The following is a 22,340-nucleotide window of genomic DNA, read 5'->3' as shown; positions in this document are numbered from 1 at the left end:
CGACTTTTTCACCGGATAAGCTGGGAATAGCCTATCAGAGCATATGCAATTTGGTTTGCTTCAAAAGCTGCATCAACGTCTTCTTTGATGCTGAGCGGTGCGCGCTATGGATGCGTGTAGCACGTTCAGCATCGCCAGTGATAATAGCCTCCAGCACGCCCCGATGGTCTGCGTTCGACTTCAATGGAAGCGGGCGCAGATAGAGCGTGACGGCACGCGCGCGGCGCACCTGATCGGCCATCAGCGCGACAATCGTGGCAACACGGCCATTGCCGCCCAAACGCACCAGTTCTTTGTGAAACCTATCATCTGCCGCAGCCCAAGCCTCGCGATCTTCGCGATCCAGCGCGTCTTCCATGTCAACAATCGTCTGTTGCAATTCCTGCAGTTCTTCCTCGGCATAGTTTTGCCGTGCCGCCTGCCCCGCCGCCATGCTTTCGAGTGCTGTTAGCACGTCGTAAATCTCTTCCATATCACGGATCGAAATAGGCAAGATGCGCACGCCCCTGCGCGCCTGAACCTGTACCAATCCCTGCGCCTCAAGCGTCAGCGCGGCCTCACGCACCGGGGTGCGAGACATGCCTAACCGCAAGGCAAGCTCACTTTCCAGATGATTGGACCCCGCAGGCAGTATCCCTGCAAAGATCAGTTCCCGCAGCTTTTCGACAGCGATAGCCGAGTTGCTTTTGGGCTTGGGGTGACCGGACGCGACCATCAGATTTCCAGCTTGCTGTGTTGGGCAGCGGAGCGGTAAATCGCACGCTCTGTTTCGATGACCCGCAAGTAATCGCGTGCTGCGTTTTCAAATGGTGCGCCATCCAGCAGACCCGCGACCACATGGGATTGCAGCGCATGTGTGCAATCGCCACCGAAACCATCATGCGTATCAGAGGCCAAGACCAACGCCTCGGCGACCTCACCAAAGGCTCGGAAATGCACCGCCCCATCACCGGCAATGGTCAAAGTGCCTTTCGTGCCCTCAAACAACCCCTCGCCCATCGTGCGGCGGCTATTGTCAGCGGCGTGATCCAGGCAGCGGTTGCCATCCAGCACCGCGCGCACACCATTGGGATGATCAAAGACCACGTAACCCGCGTCTTCGCCCGCAATCACCTGGTTTACCTTGCGCAAGTCAGCGTAGACATGTTGCGGATCACCGAACAGGAACCGGAACACATCAACATAATGCACGCCTGTTTCATGGATCAGCAAGCGTGGCATTTCACGAAAATAGGGCTGGCGGTCCAGATAGGCATCGGGCCCCTGCCCATCACCGGGGCGCAGTCGGAACGTCGCTTGTAAGGGATCACCAATGCGCCCCGACACGATCTGTTCTTTGACCGCCCTGTACCACGGTTGAAAGCGAAAGTTTTCGTGGATGATCAGCGGGATACCCGCAGCCTCGGCCAAATCAGTCATCTCGCAGGCCTCATCATATGAGGTGCAGAACGGCTTTTGGCAGATGATCACGCGCGGGTTTGCCGCAATGGCCGCCCGGATTGCCGCCGCATGGCCCGTTGGCGGCAAGATGATATCGACGATATCAGCGTTCACAGTGCCAAGCATCTGCTCCGTGTTGTCAAAGGCGAGCGCATCCGTCGCCTCGGCCCGGGACCGATCAAGGTCGCAAACACCCACAAGTGCTGCACCCTGCATCCGCTGCCAACTGCCGATGTGGAACTGGGCAAAGTACCCTGCCCCAATGCAAGCGACGCGTAAAACCATTATGCAAGTGCCGCCATAACTGCGCCCCCCGTCTGCGCCGTGGTGGCCTGACCACCCAGATCCGCGGTCACAGACATGCCATCCTGCATGACCTGCTCAACCGCCTGACGCAGCCGCTGCCCATCCGCTGTCAGGGCCAGCACATCATGCCGCATCCCCAGCCACTCCAACATCATCGCGGCAGACAGGATCATCGCCATCGGGTTGGCCTTGCCTTGCCCTGCGATATCCGGGGCCGATCCATGACAAGGCTGAAACACGGCCTGCTCCAATCCGATATCCGCCGAAGGGGCCACACCAAGGCCGCCCATCAGGCCCGCACCCAGATCAGATAGAATATCGCCGAACATGTTTTCGGTCACCAAAACGTCAAAATCCCACGGCTTCTGCACCATCCAAAGAGCAGTCGCATCGACATAGGCGTGATCTGCGACCAGATCAGGGAAGGCCTTGGCCTCTTCATCGAAGATACCACGAAAAAAGGCGAAGGCGCGGAAGACGTTGGCTTTGTCCACACAAGTGACCCGGCCCTTTCCTTGCCCCTGCGCTTTACGGTCCTGCGCCAGCGAAAACGCAAAGCGGAACAGTTTTTCGCTCACCTCTCGGGTAATCAGCATCGTCTCGCGCGCTTCGTTTTCGGTCACTTCACCTTTGCCTTGCGTATAGAACAACCCTTCAGTGCTTTCCCTTATCAGGACAAAATCCACCTCGCGCCCTTCGGGAATTTTCAAAGGCGTCTGATGCCCCGGACCAATGCGCACAGGCCGGACGCCAGCAAAAAGGTTGAATGCCTTGCGCAGGTCAATCTGCGGCGAAATTTCGGTGCCATCGGCATAGCGCACGTCTGGCAGACCCATCGCTGATAACAGGACGGCATCAGCCTTGCCTGCGGCATCCAAAGAAGCGGCAGGCAGGCTTTCGCCCGTCCTTGCATAATGCGCTGCACCTGCGGGAAGATGCGTGAATGACAGGGCATACTCAGGCGAGGCATCCGCAAGCTGGCGTAGGATCGCGACCGTGGGTGCCATGATCTCTGGCCCGATCCCATCGCCATCAAACACCGCAATATCAAAGCTGCGCCCCATTTTTCATCCTATCTGTTGATCAATTCTTGACAACGTATACATTAATGTATGCATAAAGCCAGTGTACAGTTGCGTAGGGTCGTCGCATCGTCCAACGTGATCAAACACAGTGAAAGGGTCGCCGATGTATGCGGTTTGCGTAACATTCCAGCTTCGCTCCGGTCATAAGGGTGCGTTCATGCCCTTGATGATGGAAAACGCGCGCGCGTCCCTGATGCATGAGGCCGGGTGCCACCAATTTGACGTACTCAGCAACGCTGACGCGCCTGACAAGATTTTTCTGTACGAGCTTTACGACGACCGCGCAGCTTTTGACCTGCACCTGAGTAGCGCGCATTTTCAGGCTTTCGACAAAGCCACAGCGCCGATGATCGCAGACAAACAGGTGCAGATCTGGGATAAGGTGACACAATGACCGATTGGGAAGTTCACGCCGTCAAATACGCCGACAGGAACGCACGCACCCGTGCCGACAGCTTTATCTTTGATGACAATCACGACCAACCACATGCGATGGACTATTTCATGTGGATCTTGCGACGCGGGGACGAGGTGATCCTTGTCGACACCGGCTACGACGACACCGAAGCCGCCGCACGCGACCGCCCGATCCGCATGGCCCCGCAAGAGGCGCTGGCCCCGCTTGGCCTGCAAGCCGACGACATCACCAGCGTGATTGTGACCCACCTGCACTACGACCACGCGGGCGGGCTGCATCTTTTTCCCAATGCGACACTGCACATGCAAGCGGCTGAGATGGCTTTTGCCACCGGCCCCTGCATGTGCCACGACACGCTGCGCACGCCATTTACGGCAGGCCATATCTGCGAGGCCGTCAAACGGCTATACGGGGGCAAACTGATCTTCCATGATGGCGATGGCGACGTCGCGGACGGTGTGACGGTGCATTGCATCGGCGGCCACTCGCGCGGCCTGCAATGTGTCCGGGTGCGGACCTCGGCGGGGTGGCTGGTGCTGGCGTCAGATGCGGCGCACTACTATGAGAATTTTCAGGCCCGCAAACCCTTTCCCATCGTGGTTGATTTGCAAAACATGCTGGATGGGTATGACACGCTTTACCGGCTCGCCTCATCGCCATCATTGATCATCCCCGGTCACGACCCGCTTGTGCGCGACCTGTTTCCAGCCGGGCAAGCCGCCCATATCACTCGATTAGACCAAGGTCCCAAACCATGAAAATCGGTGTTGTCGCAGATGATTTTATAAGCGTAGGCAACAGTAATCTGCATCCGACCCACGCTGTTGCGCACTCTGTCATGCCCGATATCAACCCGGATCATGTTATCTCACCACTTACGCCCATGACAATCACGCAACCGGGCGCGGTCAGACTTGGCGTTCGTATTGCCGGACGATCCGGGCATGAGAGAGGCCAAACTGATGCAGGGCGGGCAGCAACTCAACTTAGACTGCGACTGATCAGCCTTCGTCAGGCAACGTAAACTCAACCCGGCGGTTTGCGGCGCGACCTTCCGGGTTATCCGCACCATCCTCGGTCAGGTTTGGTGCAATCGGATCGGCTTCGCCCACGCCGCGCGCAGTGACGACATCAGCCGTCAAATCAGTGTTCGCAACAAGCCAATCGCGCACGGCATCAGCGCGGCGCTGACCAAGCGCGAGGTTGAAATTCTCATCACCAATCGCATCGGTGTGTCCTGTAATCTCAAGCGATGTTACGCCGTCCAGCTTCTCGGCGATACCACCAAGAACGTCCAAAGCCGCAGGCTCAAGCGATGCATCGCCAAAACTGAAGAGCACATCGGACAGCATGACCATGGCATCCACTTCGCCATCTTCATTGGTGCGCACATCCAAAGCCGGATCAGAGGCAGCGATATCTTCAAGGCTCGGGGCTGCGTCTTCCATAACTTCGTCAGACATAGCGTCATCGGCCATGGCATCTTCCATCGTTTCTTCCATCACCTCGTCGGCCATAGTGTCGACATCGGTGGATTCATCTTGAGCAAAGGCTGGGCCGGCGGTGGCTGCCAAAAGGCAAAGGGCCAACATCTGAGGTGCGCGCATGGTGTTATCTCCGTCATAGTAGTGTGCGTTGGCACACTGCTACGGCATGACCACGACTTTGGTGAAATGAACCCTGATCATATCACTGTCATAGGTTGTTTCAGTCGCGGTGATCTGGACAATCCGGGGGGGCTTATGCCCAAGATGATAGCAACCCAAACGCAGGACATGACCATGCTCAAACTCAAGACATCCGCCGCAGCCCTTGTTGCAAATGCCCGCGCCCGGATCGAAGAGGTCGAAACCGGCGACGCCATCGCCATGTTGGACGACCCGCAGGTCACATTTGTCGACCTGCGCGATGTGCGCGAGCGGCAGCGCAGCGGGTCCATTCCCGGCAGCTTTCATTGCCCGCGCGGTCTGGCCGAATTCTGGGTCGATCCTGAGAGCCCGTATTTCAAGGCCATCTTCGGGCAGGATCGAACCTTCATCTTTCACTGCGCTTCGGGCTGGCGTTCGGCGCTGACGGTGGCTGCGCTCAACGACATGGGGTTTCCAGCGGCACATCTGAAGGACGGGTTTTCGGACTGGGCAAAGCACAATGGCCCCATCGACAGCCCCGCGCAGACCTCGTAAACCCAGCCGCATGACTGCGCAGCAAAACGCCCCAGACCTGCGTCCACTTGGCGTGGATGGTGTTCTGGTGCGCTTTGCCCGGACCCTGACGCAAGAGGCGAACGCCCGCGCGCTGAGCTTCCGCGACATGGTGCTAGAGGCGGGGGTGAAAGGGGTCACCGAAGTAGCCTCTTCGCTGGTGTCCGTGCGCATCGGCTTCGACCCTGAACTGACAAACCGTCATACGGTGACGCAAACCATCCAAGCTCTGATCGCCGAACACAAAACACCTGATCCCAAACCCAAGCGGCTTTGGCGTATCCCTGCCGCTTTTGGACCGGATCATGCCCCGCAACTGGAAGAAGCCGCCGCATTGGCCGGGCTGACCCCGGCGCAAGCCGTCGCTGAAATCGAAGCCGCGACAACCCATGTGATCGCCATCGGCTTTGCACCGGGCCAGCCGTATCTGGGCATGTTGCCCGGCCATTGGGACATTCCCCGCCAAACCAGCCTGACCGAAAGCTTGCCGCGCGGCGCGTTGATCACCGCCGTGCGCCAGTTGATTATCTGGGCGGCAGACGCGCCGACAGGCTGGCGGCACATCGGCCAAACCGCTTTTCGGGTCTACTTGCCCGAAACATCGCAGCCCTTCGCTTTCACGCCCGGTGATGCGGTGCAGTTTGTGGCGGTCTCGGACGCTGAATTCAAAGACATCAAACAGAACCCCGACAGCAATGGCGGTGCCACTTGCGAGGTGCTGCGATGACCGCGCAACTGACCATTCACAACGCCGGGCCGGGTCTGACAGTGCAGGATCTGGGACGACCGGGCTGGAAGGCACAGGGGCTGTCAACAGGCGGCGCCGCTGATCCTCTGGCACTGCTGGAAGCGGCCGCATTACTGGGCACTCCGCCGGGTCAGGCAGCCATTGAGATGATGGGTTTTGGCGGCACATTCAGCGTAAACCAAGCGGTGCGCTTCGCGCTCACCGGTGCAGTCATGCAAGCCGATATCAACGGCGAACCGATCAGCCCGAACGCAACCCACGTGCTGCCAGCTGGTGCAAAACTGACCATTCGCGGCGCAAAACAAGGCGTCTTTGGGTATCTCTCCCTCGCTGGTGGCATTGCCACACCACCAATCATGGGCAGCCGTGCGACGCATCTGACGGCTGGTATCGGCAAGCCTTTGCAGCCGGGGGATACGCTACCGCTTGGTGCGGATGCCGACCGCATGCGCGCACCGATGAAACTGCCTGTCGCCGATCGTTTTGCGGGCGGCACCATCCGTATCATGTCGGGACCGCAAACCGACTTCTTTGCACCCGAAACGCTGGCAGCCTTCACCCAAACGACATTCACGCGCAGTCCGCGGGGTAACCGCCAAGGGGTCAGGCTCGACTATGACGGCAACGGGTTCAGCACCCGCGACGGGCTGAACCACGTCTCTGACCTGATCGTGCCGGGTGACATCCAGATGACAGGCGATGGCGTGCCATATGTTCTGCTGTGTGAATGCCAGACGATCGGCGGCTACCCTCGGATCGGCAGTGTGATCCCGTCCGACCTGCCAAAGATCGCGCAGGCGGCCCCCGGAACGTCCTTGCAATTCCAATTTCTGACCGTGGAAGAAGCCGATGCCACAGCGATATCGCAGGCCGCAACCCTGCGACAGCTCACTCGGTTGTGCCAACCCATGATCCGCGCACCCCATGACATTGCGGATTTGCTCCGCTACCAGTTAATCTCTGGGGCGACGCCCGGCGATGATCTTGAAAGACCTTGATATGACACGCACCGTTGATCTGAACGCGGACATGGGCGAAGGCTTTGGGCCTTGGCAGATGGGTGATGACGACGCACTTCTGGATATCATCTCATCAGCCAATATCGCTTGCGGGTTTCACGCAGGTGACCCGGATGTCATGGACAAAACGATGCGGCGCGCAGTCGCCAAAGGGGTCGGGATTGGCGCGCATCCCGGATTTGCCGATCTCAAAGGGTTCGGGCGGCGCAAGCTGCCAATCCCACACGATGAGATTGCGAATGCAGTGGCTTATCAACTGGGTGCCGCACAGGGAATCGCAAAGCGCGCAGGGGGCCGGGTCCGCCATCTGAAGCTGCATGGCGCGCTATCAAACATGGCTTCGGTCGATCAGGCTTTGGCGCGCGCCTGCTATCAGGCGGCGCTCGATGTCGATCCTGAGATCGTGATCATGGTCCTTGCCGCCACCGCGATGGAAGAGGTGGTGCGCGAACTGGGCTGCAACTGGGCCGGTGAGATTTTTGCGGATCGGGCTTACAATGACGACGCAACCCTTGTGGATCGCAGCAAAGCCGGTGCCGTTCTGCACGACGCCGCCACAGCAGCGCCGCGCATCCTGAACATGCTGGAAGCAGGCGCGATCATTGCACAATCGGGCAAGCACATTCCATGCCAGATCGACACCATTTGCCTGCACGGCGACACTCCGGGTGCCGTCACAATGGCACGCGAACTTCGCCAACATCTAACGCGTGCTGGCGTTACAATCGCCCCTCTCTAAGGACAACACATGGAACTGAACGCCAATTTCACCCAAAGGGTTTTGCTACAATCCCACGATACCGGCTGGAGCCCCTCACCTATGCCCGGCGTGGATCGGCGGATGCTTGACCGGATCGGGGATGAGGTCGCGCGGGCGACGTCAATTGTGCGCTATGCGCCGGGCAGCCAGTTTTCGGCGCATACGCATACGGGTGGCGAAGAATTCATCGTACTGGAGGGCGTGTTTCAGGATGAACATGGGGATTATCCGGCAGGCACCTATGTGCGCAATCCACCCACCACATCCCACACGCCGGGTGCAGCCGAAGGATGCACGATCTTTGTGAAACTCTGGCAGTTTGATCCCGATGATCGCACACAGTTTCGCGTGGAAATGGATACTAACCTGACCACAGCAGGACCGGGACTGATGGCGAAGACACTGCACCAAGACACCCGCGAGACGGTGCGGTTTATCGCTTTGGAGGCTGGTGCTCTTCTCGCCGAGACGCCTCAAGGGGGCGCTGAGGTCTTGATCATCGCCGGAGATGGTGTGGATGCCGGCGAGAAACTGCACACAGGGGCATGGCTGCGCCTCCCGCAAGGCGCACCAGTCCATATCACTGCCGGAGACCAAGGCGCAAAGCTCTGGATCAAGACCGGTCATCTGCCTTTCGCGGCGGCCCCAAAGGTTTGAACTATCAAAGAAATCAGAAAGAACCTTTCGGATGGATGACACTTCCTGCGCGGCGGGCCGTCATCTTTAATAGGTCGCGAAGGGATCCCGCATGACCAAATCACCCTACTATGCACCCACAGGCGGTCTGCCCCCGCAGACCCAGCTGCTGACCGACCGTGCAGTCTTTACCGACGCCTATGCCGTGATTCCCAAAGGGACGATGACCGATATCGTCACCAGCAACCTGCCGTTTTGGGATAGAACACGCGCTTGGGTGCTGGCGCGGCCGTTGTCCGGCTTTGCCGAGACCTTCAGTCAATACATCATGGAAGTCGCACCCGGCGGCGGCAGCACAAAACCTGAAGGTGATCCGCAAGCCCAAGGCGTGCTTTTTGTCGTTGAGGGTGGATGCACGCTGACCGTGGAAGGCACCGCCCATGAGTTACACGTTGGCGGTTATGCGTACCTACCGCCGGGTTGCAATTGGACCTTAGACAACTCCACCGACACGCCTGCAAGGTTTCATTGGATACGCAAAGCCTACAGGGCAGTTGATGGTATCGACGTTCCATCCGCCTTCGTCACGCATGTAGACGATGCAACGACAGCCCAGATGCCGGACACTGACGGCGCATGGTCCACAACCCGTTTCGTCGATCCCGCAGACATGCGTCACGACATGCACGTCAATATCGTGAATTTCCAACCCGGCGGCGTGATCCCCTTTGCTGAAACGCATGTCATGGAACACGGGCTTTATGTGCTGGAAGGCAAGGCGGTCTACCGTCTGAACCAGGATTGGGTCGAGGTTGAAGCCGGTGACTTCATGTGGCTGCGCGCCTTCTGCCCGCAGGCTTGTTACGCAGGTGGGCCAGGCCCGTTTCGCTATCTGCTCTACAAGGATGTGAACCGACACATGCCGCTGACACGCTAGTGGGCTATAGGATTTCTAGAAATCCTATAGCCTGTCAAAATTCTAGAATTTTGGCGAAACCCGAAAGCCATCAGGGATCACGTTACGCCCATCCAAGACCAGATCAGCCATGACCTCACCCACTTTGGGGGCCATGCCAAAGCCTATCTTGAACCCACCATTGGCGATGTAGTCGCCAGCGCGGGTCGGGTGCAGCCCCAAGACAGGCGCGCGGCTTTTGCTGCGGGGGCGTACACCAGCCCAGCGCGCGATCACTTCGGCACCCTTCAGCACCGGGAAAGCCGCATAGGCGCGGGCCAGCACATCATCAAGTGCAGCATCGGTGCCCGTGGGATCATCAAAATCACGCTCTGACGTGGAGCCGACGGCGACCGTTCCGTCACCATGCGGGATGATATGCAGCGCATCAGCAAACAACTGCGGTTGGCCTGCCGCGTCAAAGCGCAACAAAGCCGCCTGGCCTTTCACGCCGTTGCCGCCAATCTCTTTCATCCCGGGCCAGCCCGTCGCCCAGACCGTTTTGCCTTCAGATGCACCGTCTGCCAACACCTCACCCCCAAGTGCGATCACCGCATCAGCTAGGGCGCGCGTCGCGCGGCGCGGGTGGATCAATGCGGACAGGGTATCGCGGACCACCAGCCCACTGGGCGAAGGTGGCATCCATGTTGCATCGCCAGCCGCGACAACCTCCCAGACGGCCTTGCCTTGCCACAATGCTTGCGCACTTTCAGCACGCCCGCGCGCCAAAGACACCGCATGCTCATCCGCCAAAGGTTGCAACCGGCCAGAGCGCGCATACCCAACGTCAGCACCGGTCAGCGCTTCAACATCGCGCCAAAACCTTTCCGCCATGATCAGGCTGTCAAACTGAAACGCCTTCTTTTCGTTCCAGTTCTCCGGCACATGCGGGGCGAGCGCACCAACAACGCCTCCGCTGGAACCGCTGGCTACACCATTGGGGTCAATCACCCGCACCGATGCCCGGCGCCGCGCGCACGCATAGGCCACAGACAGGCCGAACACCCCTGCCCCCATGACCGTCACATCAGCCGTTGCCATTCCGCATCCTTCCGCCCAAACTTGACGCCTAAGTAAGGCATGGGCCGATGACAGACCAGACAGCAAAACTCGACTGGCGCGGCGGGGTGCCGATCGCCACGGCCTTTGATGATCCATATTATTCGCTGGAAAACGGCGTGGCTGAGACCGAGCATGTCTTTCTGGCAGGCAATGATCTGCCCGCACGGTTTGGCGGTGCGTTCCAGATCGCAGAACTTGGGTTTGGCACCGGGTTGAACCTGCTTGTGACATGGGCGGCATGGGCAGAAGCCGGACGTCCCGGCAGTCTCAATTTCACGTCTTTCGAGGCGTTCCCGATGCAAATAGCCGACATGCAAGAGGCCCTCGGCCACTTCCCACAGCTAAAACCGTTTGCGGATGTTCTGCTCGCTGAATGGTCACCTGCGACGGGTCCGACCAAACTTAGCGATGGTCCTACTCTGCATGTGGTGACCGGCGATGCCCGGAAAACGCTACCAGCTTGGGACGGTACTGCGGACGCGTGGTTTTTGGACGGGTTTTCGCCCGCAAAGAACCCGGAACTCTGGGAGCCAGCACTGCTGCAAGCAGTCGCTTCGCATACCAAACCCGGCGGCACAGCCGCGACCTACTCTGCCGCTGGTCATGTCCGGCAGGCACTCACAGATGCTGGCTTCGAGGTCACCCGCACCCCCGGTTATGGCCGCAAACGTCATATGACCCGCGCAAGGCTGCCGGATGCAAAATAACCCCCGCCTCGGCATCCTGTTGATGATCTGCACGACCTTCGTTTTCGCGGTCCAGGACGGCATATCGCGCCATCTGGCCGAGAACTACAATGTGATCATGATCGTCATGATCCGCTATTGGTTCTTTGCAGCCTTCGTCATCACGATTGCCACACGCCAGTCAGGGTCTATCAAGGCAGCAGCGGCAACCAAGCAACCCATTGTGCAAATCACACGCGGCGTTCTGCTGGCGCTGGAAATCTGCGTGATGGTCAGCGCCTTCGTCCTGCTTGGCCTTGTGGAAAGCCATGCGATTTTTGCCTGTTACCCGCTGTTGATTGCCGCACTTTCCGGTCCGGTTCTGGGCGAACAGGTCGGCTGGAGACGCTGGGCCGCCATTGGCATCGGCTTCATCGGGGTGCTTGTCATTTTGCAACCCGGCTACACCGTGTTCGCCCCTGCCGCAGCAGTCCCGTTGGCGTCCGCATTCATGTTCGCGCTTTATGGCCTGCTGACCCGCTATGCCGCGCGCAAGGACAGTACCGCCACGTCCTTCTTCTGGACCGGCACTTCAGGCGCCGTCGTGATGACGCTTGCCGGTGTCTGGTTTTGGGAGCCGATGACCGCAACCGATTGGCAGTGGATGGCAGCCCTTTGCATCACGGGCGCTGGCGGACATTGGCTGCTGATCAAAACCTATGAGGTGGCCGAGGCCAGCGAAGTGCAACCCTTCGCCTATCTGCAACTGGTTTTCGCCAGCGCCATCGGTTTGCTGCTACTGGGTGAAACGCTCAGGCCAAACGTTGCCATCGGAGCTGCCATTGTCGTGGGTGCCGGATTGTTCACCCTATGGCGGGCCAAAAAGAAAACAAGTTAGGGCCGGGCGATGGGCCTGACCGCCGGTGTCACTGCCGCTTCGTCCTGCGGCAAGGGCCGCGCGCGGGGGCGGATCAGTGGCTTTGACCCGATCAGCAATTCGGTAAACCGTACCGGGCCGGTATCTCCTGTCAAACGTGCCTGATAAACCGGGATACTCTCGGTCACCCGCATCACATAGTTTCGGGTCTCACGAAACGGAATATGCTCGATCCAATCTACAACATCCATTTCCAGCAGACGCGGATCACCGCGTTCGTCCATCCAGCGCTTGGGTCGGCTTGGGCCCGCATTATAGCCTGCGGCTATCATCACCGGGCTGCGACCAAACTCATCCTCCAGATAGGCCAGATAGTTGGCGCCAAGCGTCGCATTATAGCGCCAATCGTTGGTCAGCCGTCCCCGCGCATAAGGCAGGCCAAGGTTACCTGCGACCTCTTGCGCGGTGGCAGGCATCAATTGCATCAGGCCCAGCGCACCCACAGGACTGCCAATGCCGATGTTGAATTCACTTTCGCGTCGCGCGATGGACAGCGACAGCGCAGGGTCGGCAGGCAGGTCCATTTCGGCCAGATCATGCACGGGAAAGTAGATGTTCGGTACAAGCTGGCCTGCACGTACCGCAGATTTCCCCAGCAAAAGAGCATAATACTGCTCGTCTATATCCGACAGATAGGCACCGACCTGTGCCAGTTCTTCGGTATCGAGCGTGCGTCCCAGATGGGCAAAAAACGTCACCGCAGCACCGCGTTCGCCGCCTGCGAGCAGGACCATCGCCGCCTTGACGGCGTCGTCCTCAAACACGGATGCATCTTCCCAGATAACTTCGCTCCCGGCGAGTGCCGCTCGCAGCGGTCGCCCCACCTTTTCTGAGGCAAGCAACCCGTAAAAACTGGTCTGATGTGCGGCGGCCTCACCAAAGGCAGTTGCGGCAGCATCCACATTGCCCTTCACCTCGTGCGCCCGCCCAATCCAATACTGCATGCGGCCCAGCGAAATCGGACTACTAGACGCGCGCAGCCCATTTTCAAAATGGGTCAAGGCCTGTGCAGGATCGCCCAGATATGTCAGCGCGATATAGCCAGACAGCCATTCCAGATCGGCGTAGGGTGCACCCTCGGAAAGGTAGTGACGCGACGCCAGTGTGTACGCTTGTTCGGCCCTTCCCTCGCGCATCTCCCAGCGTGCAAGCACCCGGCGCCAACCAGACCAGCGAAGCGGCTCGCCCAGCGCCGCACGGCTTGTTGAGCGGTCCAACAGCATTTCAACCGCCTTGGTTCGTTCGCCCCTTGCCGCAAGCCAGGAATAACGCGCATAGGCCAAACCGGCGTCTTCACGCAGTTCCCTTGGCACCGCTCGCATCAATGCAGGCAGGCCACTTGCCCGTGTGATGTACCCGATCCGTGCAGCAGCAAGGGCGCGTGCGTCTTCCTCCATCAAGGGAAGCATCCGGGCCGCATCCTCTGCACGGCCACGCCATAAGAGGGCATCAGTTCTTGCGGCATGGAATGGCTCAAGTTGCGGACCAAAAGCGTCATACATGGCCTTTTGCCCATCATCGCTTAAACGCAAACCGATCCACGCGTCGCGCAACACATCGCGGCCCTCATCGGCTTGGTCCAATGCAATATGAGCGCGTGCCAAGGCGATTGCCCCTTTACCTGTGCGCGGTGCAGCATCTTCAAACCATGCGATGATCGCCTCAGCGTTTTCGCCCCGCACAATCGCGCGCTCGGCTTGCGCGCGGATAATGCTTTGCCCAGGCCAATCCGCGCGGCGGGTTAGAAAATCCCTGAATTCAGCAAATGTCCCAGTGCCATCGCGCAACCGCAACCATGTCAGCAAATCTGCGGTCACCGGGTCAGCGTCTTCGGCGATCTGATAGGCCACGTCCCAGCCGCTTTGGATGGCATCAAGGGCTGCGACGCTTTTGGGATGCACTGATTGTGCCGACGCCACCCCGGCCGCGCCAATCGTCATCATCACCCAGATCAGAAGTCGCATCGGCCCACCGTTTTGCTGGTCTAGGTGCGAAAAATAACGTGTTGGAGGACAATAACAACTCACAAACACGGCAATCGGCAGAAAAGCGGGGCTTGTAGGATTTGCGAACTGCGCCTAGTGTCCGCGCGATTTTACCCACGGCCAATCACGGCCATCAACAACAAGGAAGCGTGCCATGTTCAAGGGATCACTCCCCGCCCTCGTCACGCCGTTTGCGAACGGCCAAGTTGACGTGGACGCGCTGAAAAAACTTGTGGACTTTCATGTGGAGCAAGGCAGCAACGGGCTTGTGCCTGTCGGGACGACGGGCGAAAGCCCAACGCTGACCCATGCCGAACATGATCTGGTGGTTGAAACGGTTGTCACAGAAGCGGCGGGGCGTATCCCCGTGATCGCTGGCGCAGGGTCCAACAATACCGCAGAAACCGTGCGTCTGGTGAAAGCGGCCAAAAAAGCGGGCGCCGATGCAGCACTTGTCGTGACGCCTTACTACAACAAGCCGACCCAGCGCGGCTTGATTGCACATTTCACAGCCGCAGCGGACTGCGGCCTGCCAATTGTCATTTACAACATTCCGCCTCGGTCTGTTGTGGATATGACGCCCGACACAATGGCGGAATTGGCCAAGCATGAGATGATCATCGGCGTCAAAGACGCCACAGCCGATCTATCACGCGTGCCCGCGACGCGGATGCGCTGCGGTCCTGATTTCGTGCAGCTTTCCGGCGAGGATGCGACTGCGCTTGGGTTCAACGCCCACGGCGGCGTGGGCTGCATTTCGGTCACTGCCAATATCGCGCCAAAGCTGATCGCAGAATTTCAGGCCAGCACGCTTGCTGGCGACTATGCCAAGGCGCTGACGCAGCTTGACCGGCTGATGCCACTGCATGAAGCCGTGTTTACAGAGCCCGGTTTGGTCGGTGCAAAATATGGGATGTCTTTGCTGGGACTTTGTAGCGACGAGGTGCGGTCGCCACTGATCGGCCTGACCGATGCAACAAAGGAAAAACTGCGCGCCGCGATGGTGCATGCGGGACTGTTGAACTGATGTAAGGTGGGTTTAAACCCACCTTACCTGATCCAACCATCGGCGAATTCCAACGCATCGCAGCCCCCAAAGGCAGCAGCGCGCTCCAATTCGGTGTGCAGCGCCTTTCGGCGACCTGCCCCCATCCGCACGCCGTCTTCAGGCCAGAATGCACGCACGGCCAGAACACCGTCCTCGCGTTTCATGTCAATGCGCCCGATCACGCGGTCGCCTTCCATCACCGGAAAAACGTAGTAGCCGTATTTGCGCTTGGGCGCGGGGACGAAAATCTCGATCCGATAGTGAAACCCGAACAAGCGCTCGGCCCGCTTGCGGTCCCGCAAGGCGGGATCGAATGGCGACAGGATGCGAACTCTTGGGACCGGTGGTGATATCGTCTCATCCAGAATATCCGGCCAAGCGAAAGAGCGGCGCAGCTTGCCGTCCACACCTTCGACATCAATCTCAATCACCCGCCTGTCTGCCAAGGCGGCGGCACACCATGCCTTTGCCTCGGCAGGCGTGACGTGATCCCAGAAAGCGGCCAGTTCACCGCTGGTGGCAAAGCCAAGACGATCCAGCGCACCCGCACAACACCACTCAATCGTTTCCTCAATATGGTGACGTCGGTTCAGATGTTCTGCCGGGATCACACGTTCGGTCAGGTCATAAACCTTGGTAAAACGATCGCGGCGCAGAACGGACACCTGACCTGACCGCCACAGATATTCCAGCGCGGTCTTGGACGGATGCCAGTCCCACCAGCCACCCGACCCGCGGCTTTCATCCGTGCCGACCTGACCAGAGGTGCAACAGCCCTGATCTGAAATCTGCCGCAGCACGGCGTCAATCTTGGCGGTGAAATCACCCCTGCGCCACTCTTTCCAACGTTCCTCCATTCGCACCGCATCGCGGGAAAATCGCAAGCGCCAATGGGCAAAGCTTTCCATCGGGATGGTGGCCGCATCATGGGTCCAGTGTTCGAAAACTTGTCGGTCCCGGTGCAGCAGATGCTGCAACGCCTTGGGGCGAAATTGCTGCCGCCGTGACCACAGGATCAGATCATGCGCACGCGCGAAGGTATTCACGCTGTCAAGCTGCACAAAGCCCAGATCGTCGATGATACCTTTCAGATCAGCGCCTTTTCCAGACCCCGAAGGGCGTTCGGAGAGGCCATGTTTTTCCAGAAAAACATGACGCGCCGTCTTGTTGGAAAGAACCGGAACGCTCAACTGTCGGCCTTTGTCATTTGCAACTGCTGTAAACGCACCTGACGCAATGCCTCAACCAAGAGCGCAGTCACCAGACCGATGTTCAAAAGCCCGTTGGCAGCGGCCATGCCACCCAGCAGCCGCCATTCAACCGGCAATAGCACATCGCCGAAACCCAAGGTCGTAAAGGCGACAAGTGAGAAGTAAACCGACAATTCCAACGTATCAAAAACTCCAAGCGCCATCATGGTCAGCGCCCAGGCCCAAACACCCGCCGTCATCTGCGCCATGATCCAAATCGCCGCGATACACAGCACAAGGATCAGTTTCGGGCGATGCGGCGCGCGGGTCAGCCACGGGCGGTACTTCAACAGCCACGTTTCCATGAACCAAAAACTGATGCCTGCGATCAGAATTGAAAACAGCATCAGCAGTGTTCCAAGTGCGATTTGCACAAACATCCCATGTCTCTCCATGCGGTTGCGTATCTGGCACATCTTGTGCGTCAGACCTGCATCCCCTATCTGATCCCAACTATGGCCAAGAAACCGGAAAACAAAAACTACAAAGTCATCGCCGAGAACCGGCGTGCCCGCTACGACTATGCCATCGAAGATGATCTGGAAGTCGGGATTATCCTGACCGGGTCCGAGGTCAAGTCCTTGCGCACCGGGCAGTCGAACATTGCTGACAGCTATGCGTCCGTTGATGATGGTGAGTTATGGCTGACCAACGCCTACATCGCCCCTTATGACCGCGCTATGTTTACCCATGAGGAACGGCGCAAGCGCAAGCTTTTGGTCAAGAATCGTGAACTGGCCCGGCTGTGGAACGCCACGAAACGCGAAGGCATGACGCTGGTGCCACTGGTGATGTATTTCAACGATCGCGGATTGGTGAAACTAAAAATAGCAACGGCCAAGGGTAAGAAAAACCACGACAAACGCCAGACCGAAGCCAAGCGTGACTGGGGCCGTCAAAAGCAGCGGCTGTTGCGGCATGGGGATTAAGAATAGGTTTGTCTTGCGTGCGATGCAGTCGGGCAGTTTCTTTATTTAAAACTTTAGCAAAGGTAACCCATGGGTAACCCCCCAAACGCCCGGAATTGGCTCCAAACTCTTGTCATGCAACGCTCTACGCGCTACGCGATATCAGCAAACTGCGAACCGGAGTGCGCATGACCACATCTACATCTGACGATCCCAGGACGCTTGTCAGCACCGATTGGTTGGCAACTCACCTCAAAGACCCTGATCTGCGGATTTTTGATGCCTCTTGGTATCTGCCCGACAGCGGACGCGATGCCAAAGCGGAGTACGCCGCAGGCCACATCCCCGGCGCACGTTTCTTTGACATTGATGAGATCAGCGACGGCCGGTCTGAACTGCCGCACATGGCGCCCCCAGTTGAAAAATTCATGTCGCGAATGCGCGCGATGGGCGTAGGCGATGGCCATCAGGTTGTTGTCTATGACGGGGCAGGGTTGTTCTCCGCTGCCCGCGTGTGGTGGCTGTTTCGCCTGATGGGCCAGCACAATATCGCGGTCCTGGACGGCGGGTTGCCAAAATGGCTGGCCGACGGGCACAAGACCACGACGACACCGCCTACGATCCGTGACCGCCATATGACGGTGAAAATGGAACCCCACCGGATGCGCGATGTCACTGACGTCGCTCGTGCGGCGAAACTGGGCGATCACAGCATCATTGATGCCCGCGCGCCGGGTCGCTTTCGGGGCGATGAGCCTGAGCCCCGTGAGGGCATGCGGTCGGGGCATATTCCGGGATCGCAGAATGTCTATTACAAGGACCTTTTGAATGCGAATGGAACCATGAAAGCGCCCAATGCACTGCGCACGGTCTTTCAGGATGCAGGCATTGATCTGCATAAGCCTGCCATCACGACCTGCGGGTCGGGTGTGACCGCCGCGATCCTTTCACTTGCCCTTGAACGGATCGGCAAAACCGATCATGCGCTATATGACGGGTCATGGTCCGAATGGGGCATGTACGCCGACCTTCCAATCGCCACCGGAGCCTAACTCATGCTGGAAAATCTGACCGCGCAACCCGCTGACAAAATCTTGGCCCTCGTCGCCAAATTCAAAGCCGACCCACGCGCCGACAAGGTCGATCTGGGTGTAGGCGTTTATAAAGACGCAACCGGCAACACGCCCGTCATGCGGGCCGTGAAAGAGGCGGAGCGGCGCATTCTGGCGGACCAGTCCACCAAGGCCTATACCGGGCTGGCAGGTGATCCGGCGTTTAGTGCTGTGATGAAGGACCTCGTGCTTGGCGACAGTGTTCTGAACGAACGTGTCGCCGCTGTTGCCACACCGGGCGGTACAGGTGCCATTCGCCAAGCGCTTGAATTGATCCGCATTGCGGCCCCGAAAGCGACCGTTTGGCTATCGAACCCCACATGGCCAAACCATCCGTCGATCATCAAATACCTTGGGATGAAAATGGCCGAGTATCGCTATTTTGATAGCGAAACACGCGGTGTCGATTTCGAAGGTATGGTTGCTGATCTGGACAAAGTGGCACCCGGTGATGTCGTCTTGCTGCATGGCTGTTGCCACAACCCGACAGGTGCGAACCTGACCTACGGTCAGATGGAACATGTAATCGGCCTTATGCGGACCAAAGGTGCTGTGCCGTTCATCGACATCGCTTACCAAGGCTTCGGCGATGGATTGGCAGACGATGCCAAAGCGACGCGCCAGATCGCCAGCAGTTTTGAAAACTGCCTGATCGCGGCCAGTTGTTCGAAGAACTTTGGTATCTACCGCGAGCGGACAGGCATCCTGATGGCCGTCTGCAAGGACGCCGACCAGCAGGCGCTGACCCAGCAAAACCTCGCCTTCCTGAACCGCCAGAACTATTCCTTCCCGCCAGATCACGGCGCGCGGGTCGTCACGACGATACTGCAAGACCCGGAATTGCGCGCCGATTGGGAAGCCGAGTTGGAAGAAACCCGCAACGGCATGTTGGACCTGCGCCAGCAACTGGCTGATGAACTCAAGCGTCTGACAAACAGCGACCGGTTTGATTTTCTGGCGCACCATCGGGGCATGTTCAGCCGGTTGGGCACAACGCCAGAGATGGTTGAAAAGCTGCGCGCGGATCATGGGATTTACATGGTGGGCGACAGCCGCATGAATATCGCCGGATTGAACGCGCAGACGGTGCCTATGTTGGCCAAGGCCATCGTCGAGGCTGGCGTTTAGCGACGGGCGAAGGAAATTCTGGAATTTCCTTCTGAGCGTCAAAAATTTTCGCGGAAATTTTGCGTCGCAGCATTTCTTTGCTGCGGCTGCATATTCACCTTGTGAGGTTTGGCGCAATAATATACCGACACAAACAACCGTCACGTAATTAAAATACGCCGAGGATCACCGATGTCATTCCGTCTGCAACCCACAGCCCCTGCCCGTCCGAACCGTTGCCAGCTGTTTGGTCCCGGCTCAAACACCAAGCTGTTTGAGAAAATGGCAGCGAGTGCGGCAGATGTGATCAACCTTGATTTGGAAGACAGCGTATCACCTACCGACAAAGACACCGCGCGCGCCAATGTCATTCAGGCGATCAACGAGGTGGATTGGAACAGCAAATACCTCTCGGTACGGATCAACGGGTTGGACACGCCATATTGGTACAAAGACGTCGTCGAGGTGCTGGAACAGACAGGCGACCGGATTGACCAGATTATGATCCCAAAGGTGGGCTGCGCGGCGGATGTCTATGCCGTTGATGCGCTGGTCACAGCGATTGAAACCGCCAAAGGCCGCACAAAACCCATCAGCTTTGAGGTCATCATCGAATCTGCGGCCGGCATTGCCCACGTCGAGGAAATCGCCGCAAGTTCCCCGCGCATGGCCGCGATGAGCCTGGGTGCCGCTGACTTTGCTGCATCCATGGGTATGCAGACGACGGGCATCGGGGGCACGCAGGAAAACTACTACATGCTACATGGCGACACGCGGCACTATTCCGACCCTTGGCACTGGGCGCAGACGGCCATCGTTGCCGCCTGCCGCACGCATGGTGTGCTGCCCGTCGATGGGCCTTTCGGAGATTTCAGCGATGATGAAGGCTACCGCGCGCAGGCGAAACGGTCAGCCACATTGGGCATGGTCGGTAAATGGGCGATCCACCCCAAGCAAATCGCGCTGGCAAATGAGGTGTTCACACCATCAGAGGAAGCCGTCGCAGAGGCGCGCGAAATTCTTGCCGCCATGGAAGACGCCAAGGCACGCGGCGAAGGGGCGACCGTCTATAAGGGCCGCTTAGTTGATATTGCGTCGATCAAGCAAGCCGAAGTGATTGTGCGCCAGTCCGAGATGATCGCGGGCTGACGCGAAGCGTTTATTGGCCCGCCAAAGTGAGCCTGCCTGCGCCGTAAGCATCACGACAATCGCTTGCATCGCGCATGATGTCGTCTTGCAGCAGCGGTGTCGTGGTCATGCCCGGGCCGGCAAAACGCATGTCATCGCACTCACCGTCGTTGGACCACTCGCCAGCGTCGTTCCCAAAATCAATGGTGCCATCGTCGGCAACACCAGCCAGCGTCAGACGACCCGCTTCGTAAGCGGTCCGGCAGTCCGTCGCATCAGCCAGAACATCTTCTTGCAGCAGCGGTGTGGATGTCAGACCGGGGCCTGTGAACCGTCCATCGTCACACTCGCCATCGTTTGCCCATTGGCTGCTGTCATCGCCAAAATTGACTGATTGCGCGAACGCGGGGTTCGCAAGGCCAAGTGCAAGGGCGGCTGTGATCGTCAGAATACGCATGTGAAAATCCTTTACTGCGACAATTTGGCAGGACATTCGCCTGTTTGCGGGATCATTGCAAATGGCAATAATGTGGCAACCCGCTGCCGTTGCACTTGCCCGATCCATGCGCCATATATCTGTGAACGCATGCAAAAGGCCGTCCGCCATGACCCAATACCTCGACTTTGAAAAACCGCTCGCTGAGATTGAAGGCAAAGCCGAAGAACTGCGCGCGATGGCCCGCGAAAATCCTGAAATGGATGTTGAGAAGGAAGCGGCGGCGCTTGATCGGAAGGCCGCTGATCTGCTCAAGTCGCTTTACGGTGATCTGACCGCATGGCGGAAATGTCAGGTGGCGCGTCACCCTGAGCGTCCGCATTGCCAAGACTATATCAATGCGCTTTTCACCGAATATACCCCCCTTGCAGGGGACCGGAACTTTGCTGATGACCTGTCGGTGATGGGTGGTCTTGCCCGGATTGAAGGCATCCCGGTGATGGTGATCGGTCATGAAAAGGGCAATGACACCAAATCCCGGATTGAGCGGAACTTTGGCATGGCCCGCCCCGAAGGATACCGCAAAGCCATCCGTCTGATGGAACTTGCCAACCGCTTTGGCCTGCCCGTGATTACGTTGGTCGACACACCCGGCGCATACCCCGGCAAAGGGGCCGAAGAACGCGGTCAGTCCGAGGCGATTGCCCGGTCGACCGAAAAGTGCCTGGAGCTGAAAGTGCCCCTGATCAGCGTTGTGATCGGCGAAGGTGGCTCTGGTGGGGCTGTGGCCTTTGCCTCGGCCAACCGGGTCGCGATGCTGGAACATTCGGTCTATTCGGTGATCAGCCCCGAGGGCTGCGCCTCGATCCTGTGGAAAGACGCCGAGAAGATGCGCGAATCCGCAGAAGCGCTGCGCCTGACCTCCAAAGACCTGCATGAGTTGGGCGTTTGTGATCGGATCATCCCCGAACCTGAAGGCGGCGCGCATCGCGACCCCGACACCGCGATCACGTCGGTGGGCGAAGCAATTGTCAGCATGCTGAACGAATTGCGTGATCTGTCGGGCGATAAGCTGCGGGCGGACCGGCGCAACAAATACCTCGCTTTGGGTTCCAAAGGGCTTGCGGCCTAGGC

Annotated in this window: 25 protein-coding genes; 16 read left to right on the top strand and 9 right to left on the bottom strand. The window is 58.6% G+C overall.

The annotated features are described in order from the left end of the window. Positions 1–34: 34 nt before the first annotated feature. Genes MWU60_RS05745 through MWU60_RS05735 form a run of 3 tightly spaced genes read right to left on the bottom strand, consistent with a single transcriptional unit; the run spans position 35 to position 2,810 of the window. A complete protein-coding gene (locus MWU60_RS05745) occupies positions 35–715 on the bottom strand; it encodes a GntR family transcriptional regulator (RefSeq protein WP_247226246.1) in 681 nt (226 codons plus the stop codon). Next, a complete protein-coding gene (locus MWU60_RS05740; protein WP_247226245.1) occupies positions 715–1,725 on the bottom strand; it encodes a Gfo/Idh/MocA family oxidoreductase in 1,011 nt (336 codons plus the stop codon). The genes MWU60_RS05745 and MWU60_RS05740 overlap by 1 nt, the downstream gene beginning before the upstream one ends. Continuing rightward, positions 1,725–2,810, bottom strand: coding sequence for an isocitrate/isopropylmalate family dehydrogenase (locus MWU60_RS05735; RefSeq protein ID WP_247226244.1), 1,086 nt, complete (start codon positions 2,808–2,810; stop codon positions 1,725–1,727). The genes MWU60_RS05740 and MWU60_RS05735 overlap by 1 nt, the downstream gene beginning before the upstream one ends. Positions 2,811–2,934: 124 nt before the next feature. Here MWU60_RS05735 and MWU60_RS05730 point away from each other — a divergent pair, with 124 nt between their 5' ends. Then, the gene (locus MWU60_RS05730) at positions 2,935–3,225 is read left to right on the top strand and encodes a putative quinol monooxygenase (RefSeq protein WP_281493230.1); all 291 of its coding nucleotides are present in this window, start codon (positions 2,935–2,937) and stop codon (positions 3,223–3,225) included. After that, the gene (locus MWU60_RS05725) at positions 3,222–4,007 is read left to right on the top strand and encodes an N-acyl homoserine lactonase family protein (RefSeq protein ID WP_247226242.1); all 786 of its coding nucleotides are present in this window, start codon (positions 3,222–3,224) and stop codon (positions 4,005–4,007) included. Before MWU60_RS05730 ends, MWU60_RS05725 begins: the two co-directional genes overlap by 4 nt. Positions 4,008–4,250: 243 nt before the next feature. Here MWU60_RS05725 and MWU60_RS05720 read toward each other — a convergent pair whose 3' ends face one another. After that, positions 4,251–4,856 (bottom strand): OmpA family protein, encoded by a 606-nt coding sequence (locus tag MWU60_RS05720; protein WP_247226241.1) that lies wholly within the window; start codon positions 4,854–4,856, stop codon positions 4,251–4,253. A 174-nt stretch (positions 4,857–5,030) separates the two neighbouring features. Between MWU60_RS05720 and MWU60_RS05715 the strand changes: the two genes are divergently transcribed. From MWU60_RS05715 to MWU60_RS05690, 6 genes are all read left to right on the top strand, one after another. Then, positions 5,031–5,432 carry a rhodanese-like domain-containing protein gene (locus tag MWU60_RS05715; RefSeq protein ID WP_247226857.1) on the top strand — a complete coding sequence of 134 codons (402 nt, stop codon included), beginning with the start codon at positions 5,031–5,033 and terminating at the stop codon, positions 5,430–5,432. 10 nt (positions 5,433–5,442) lie between these two features. Next, positions 5,443–6,177 (top strand): carboxyltransferase domain-containing protein, encoded by a 735-nt coding sequence (locus tag MWU60_RS05710; protein ID WP_247226240.1) that lies wholly within the window; start codon positions 5,443–5,445, stop codon positions 6,175–6,177. Continuing rightward, a complete protein-coding gene (locus MWU60_RS05705; protein ID WP_247226239.1) occupies positions 6,174–7,196 on the top strand; it encodes a biotin-dependent carboxyltransferase family protein in 1,023 nt (340 codons plus the stop codon). Before MWU60_RS05710 ends, MWU60_RS05705 begins: the two co-directional genes overlap by 4 nt. A gap of 1 nt (position 7,197) precedes the next feature. After that, positions 7,198–7,956, top strand: coding sequence for a 5-oxoprolinase subunit PxpA (locus MWU60_RS05700; protein ID WP_247226238.1), 759 nt, complete (start codon positions 7,198–7,200; stop codon positions 7,954–7,956). Between the two features lie 9 nt (positions 7,957–7,965). Beyond that, positions 7,966–8,634 carry a cupin domain-containing protein gene (locus tag MWU60_RS05695; protein WP_247226237.1) on the top strand — a complete coding sequence of 223 codons (669 nt, stop codon included), beginning with the start codon at positions 7,966–7,968 and terminating at the stop codon, positions 8,632–8,634. Between the two features lie 91 nt (positions 8,635–8,725). Next, positions 8,726–9,550: a bifunctional allantoicase/(S)-ureidoglycine aminohydrolase gene (locus tag MWU60_RS05690; RefSeq protein ID WP_247226236.1), complete on the top strand. Its 825-nt coding sequence runs from the start codon at positions 8,726–8,728 to the stop codon at positions 9,548–9,550. 42 nt (positions 9,551–9,592) lie between these two features. Here MWU60_RS05690 and MWU60_RS05685 read toward each other — a convergent pair whose 3' ends face one another. Next, positions 9,593–10,609 (bottom strand): FAD-dependent oxidoreductase, encoded by a 1,017-nt coding sequence (locus MWU60_RS05685; protein WP_247226235.1) that lies wholly within the window; start codon positions 10,607–10,609, stop codon positions 9,593–9,595. Positions 10,610–10,656: 47 nt separating this feature from the next. On the opposite strand from MWU60_RS05685, the gene mnmD reads away from it, so the two are divergent. After that, the gene (gene mnmD, locus MWU60_RS05680; RefSeq protein WP_247226234.1) at positions 10,657–11,337 is read left to right on the top strand and encodes a tRNA (5-methylaminomethyl-2-thiouridine)(34)-methyltransferase MnmD; all 681 of its coding nucleotides are present in this window, start codon (positions 10,657–10,659) and stop codon (positions 11,335–11,337) included. Beyond that, the gene (locus tag MWU60_RS05675) at positions 11,327–12,193 is read left to right on the top strand and encodes a DMT family transporter (RefSeq protein ID WP_247226233.1); all 867 of its coding nucleotides are present in this window, start codon (positions 11,327–11,329) and stop codon (positions 12,191–12,193) included. Before mnmD ends, MWU60_RS05675 begins: the two co-directional genes overlap by 11 nt. Here MWU60_RS05675 and MWU60_RS05670 read toward each other — a convergent pair. Beyond that, positions 12,190–14,196 carry a lytic transglycosylase domain-containing protein gene (locus MWU60_RS05670; RefSeq protein WP_247226232.1) on the bottom strand — a complete coding sequence of 669 codons (2,007 nt, stop codon included), beginning with the start codon at positions 14,194–14,196 and terminating at the stop codon, positions 12,190–12,192. The two genes, MWU60_RS05675 and MWU60_RS05670, sit on opposite strands and share 4 nt — an antisense overlap. A gap of 175 nt (positions 14,197–14,371) precedes the next feature. On the opposite strand from MWU60_RS05670, the gene dapA reads away from it, so the two are divergent. Beyond that, the gene (dapA, locus tag MWU60_RS05665) at positions 14,372–15,244 is read left to right on the top strand and encodes a 4-hydroxy-tetrahydrodipicolinate synthase (protein WP_247226231.1); all 873 of its coding nucleotides are present in this window, start codon (positions 14,372–14,374) and stop codon (positions 15,242–15,244) included. A 23-nt stretch (positions 15,245–15,267) separates the two neighbouring features. Here dapA and MWU60_RS05660 read toward each other — a convergent pair whose 3' ends face one another. Together MWU60_RS05660 and MWU60_RS05655 are read right to left on the bottom strand one after the other, a co-directional pair. Beyond that, the gene (locus MWU60_RS05660; protein WP_247226230.1) at positions 15,268–16,455 is read right to left on the bottom strand and encodes a crosslink repair DNA glycosylase YcaQ family protein; all 1,188 of its coding nucleotides are present in this window, start codon (positions 16,453–16,455) and stop codon (positions 15,268–15,270) included. Further along, on the bottom strand, positions 16,452–16,895 hold the full coding sequence (locus MWU60_RS05655; RefSeq protein WP_247226229.1) for an ion channel: 444 nt from the start codon (positions 16,893–16,895) through the stop codon (positions 16,452–16,454). The genes MWU60_RS05660 and MWU60_RS05655 overlap by 4 nt, the downstream gene beginning before the upstream one ends. 75 nt (positions 16,896–16,970) lie before the next feature. Between MWU60_RS05655 and smpB the strand changes: the two genes are divergently transcribed. From smpB to MWU60_RS05635, 4 genes are all read left to right on the top strand, one after another. Next, a complete protein-coding gene (gene smpB / locus MWU60_RS05650) occupies positions 16,971–17,444 on the top strand; it encodes an SsrA-binding protein SmpB (protein ID WP_247226856.1) in 474 nt (157 codons plus the stop codon). Between the two features lie 167 nt (positions 17,445–17,611). Then, a complete protein-coding gene (gene sseA, locus MWU60_RS05645; protein ID WP_247226228.1) occupies positions 17,612–18,475 on the top strand; it encodes a 3-mercaptopyruvate sulfurtransferase in 864 nt (287 codons plus the stop codon). Between the two features lie 3 nt (positions 18,476–18,478). Beyond that, positions 18,479–19,663: an amino acid aminotransferase gene (locus tag MWU60_RS05640; RefSeq protein ID WP_247226227.1), complete on the top strand. Its 1,185-nt coding sequence runs from the start codon at positions 18,479–18,481 to the stop codon at positions 19,661–19,663. A gap of 171 nt (positions 19,664–19,834) precedes the next feature. Next, a complete protein-coding gene (locus MWU60_RS05635) occupies positions 19,835–20,791 on the top strand; it encodes an L-malyl-CoA/beta-methylmalyl-CoA lyase (RefSeq protein ID WP_247226226.1) in 957 nt (318 codons plus the stop codon). A gap of 10 nt (positions 20,792–20,801) precedes the next feature. Here the strand turns inward: MWU60_RS05635 and MWU60_RS05630 are convergent, their stop codons facing one another. Further along, entirely contained in the window at positions 20,802–21,227 is a 426-nt protein-coding gene (locus MWU60_RS05630) for a hypothetical protein (protein ID WP_247226225.1), read from the bottom strand. 148 nt (positions 21,228–21,375) lie between these two features. On the opposite strand from MWU60_RS05630, the gene MWU60_RS05625 reads away from it, so the two are divergent. Then, positions 21,376–22,338, top strand: coding sequence for an acetyl-CoA carboxylase carboxyltransferase subunit alpha (locus MWU60_RS05625; protein ID WP_247226224.1), 963 nt, complete (start codon positions 21,376–21,378; stop codon positions 22,336–22,338). Positions 22,339–22,340: the final 2 nt, after the last annotated feature.

The organism is Yoonia sp. F2084L (assembly GCF_023015625.1).
Lineage (GTDB): Bacteria > Pseudomonadota > Alphaproteobacteria > Rhodobacterales > Rhodobacteraceae > Yoonia.
Note: the sequence above shows the minus strand (reverse complement) of the source record. Positions and strands in the feature narration are given on the sequence as shown.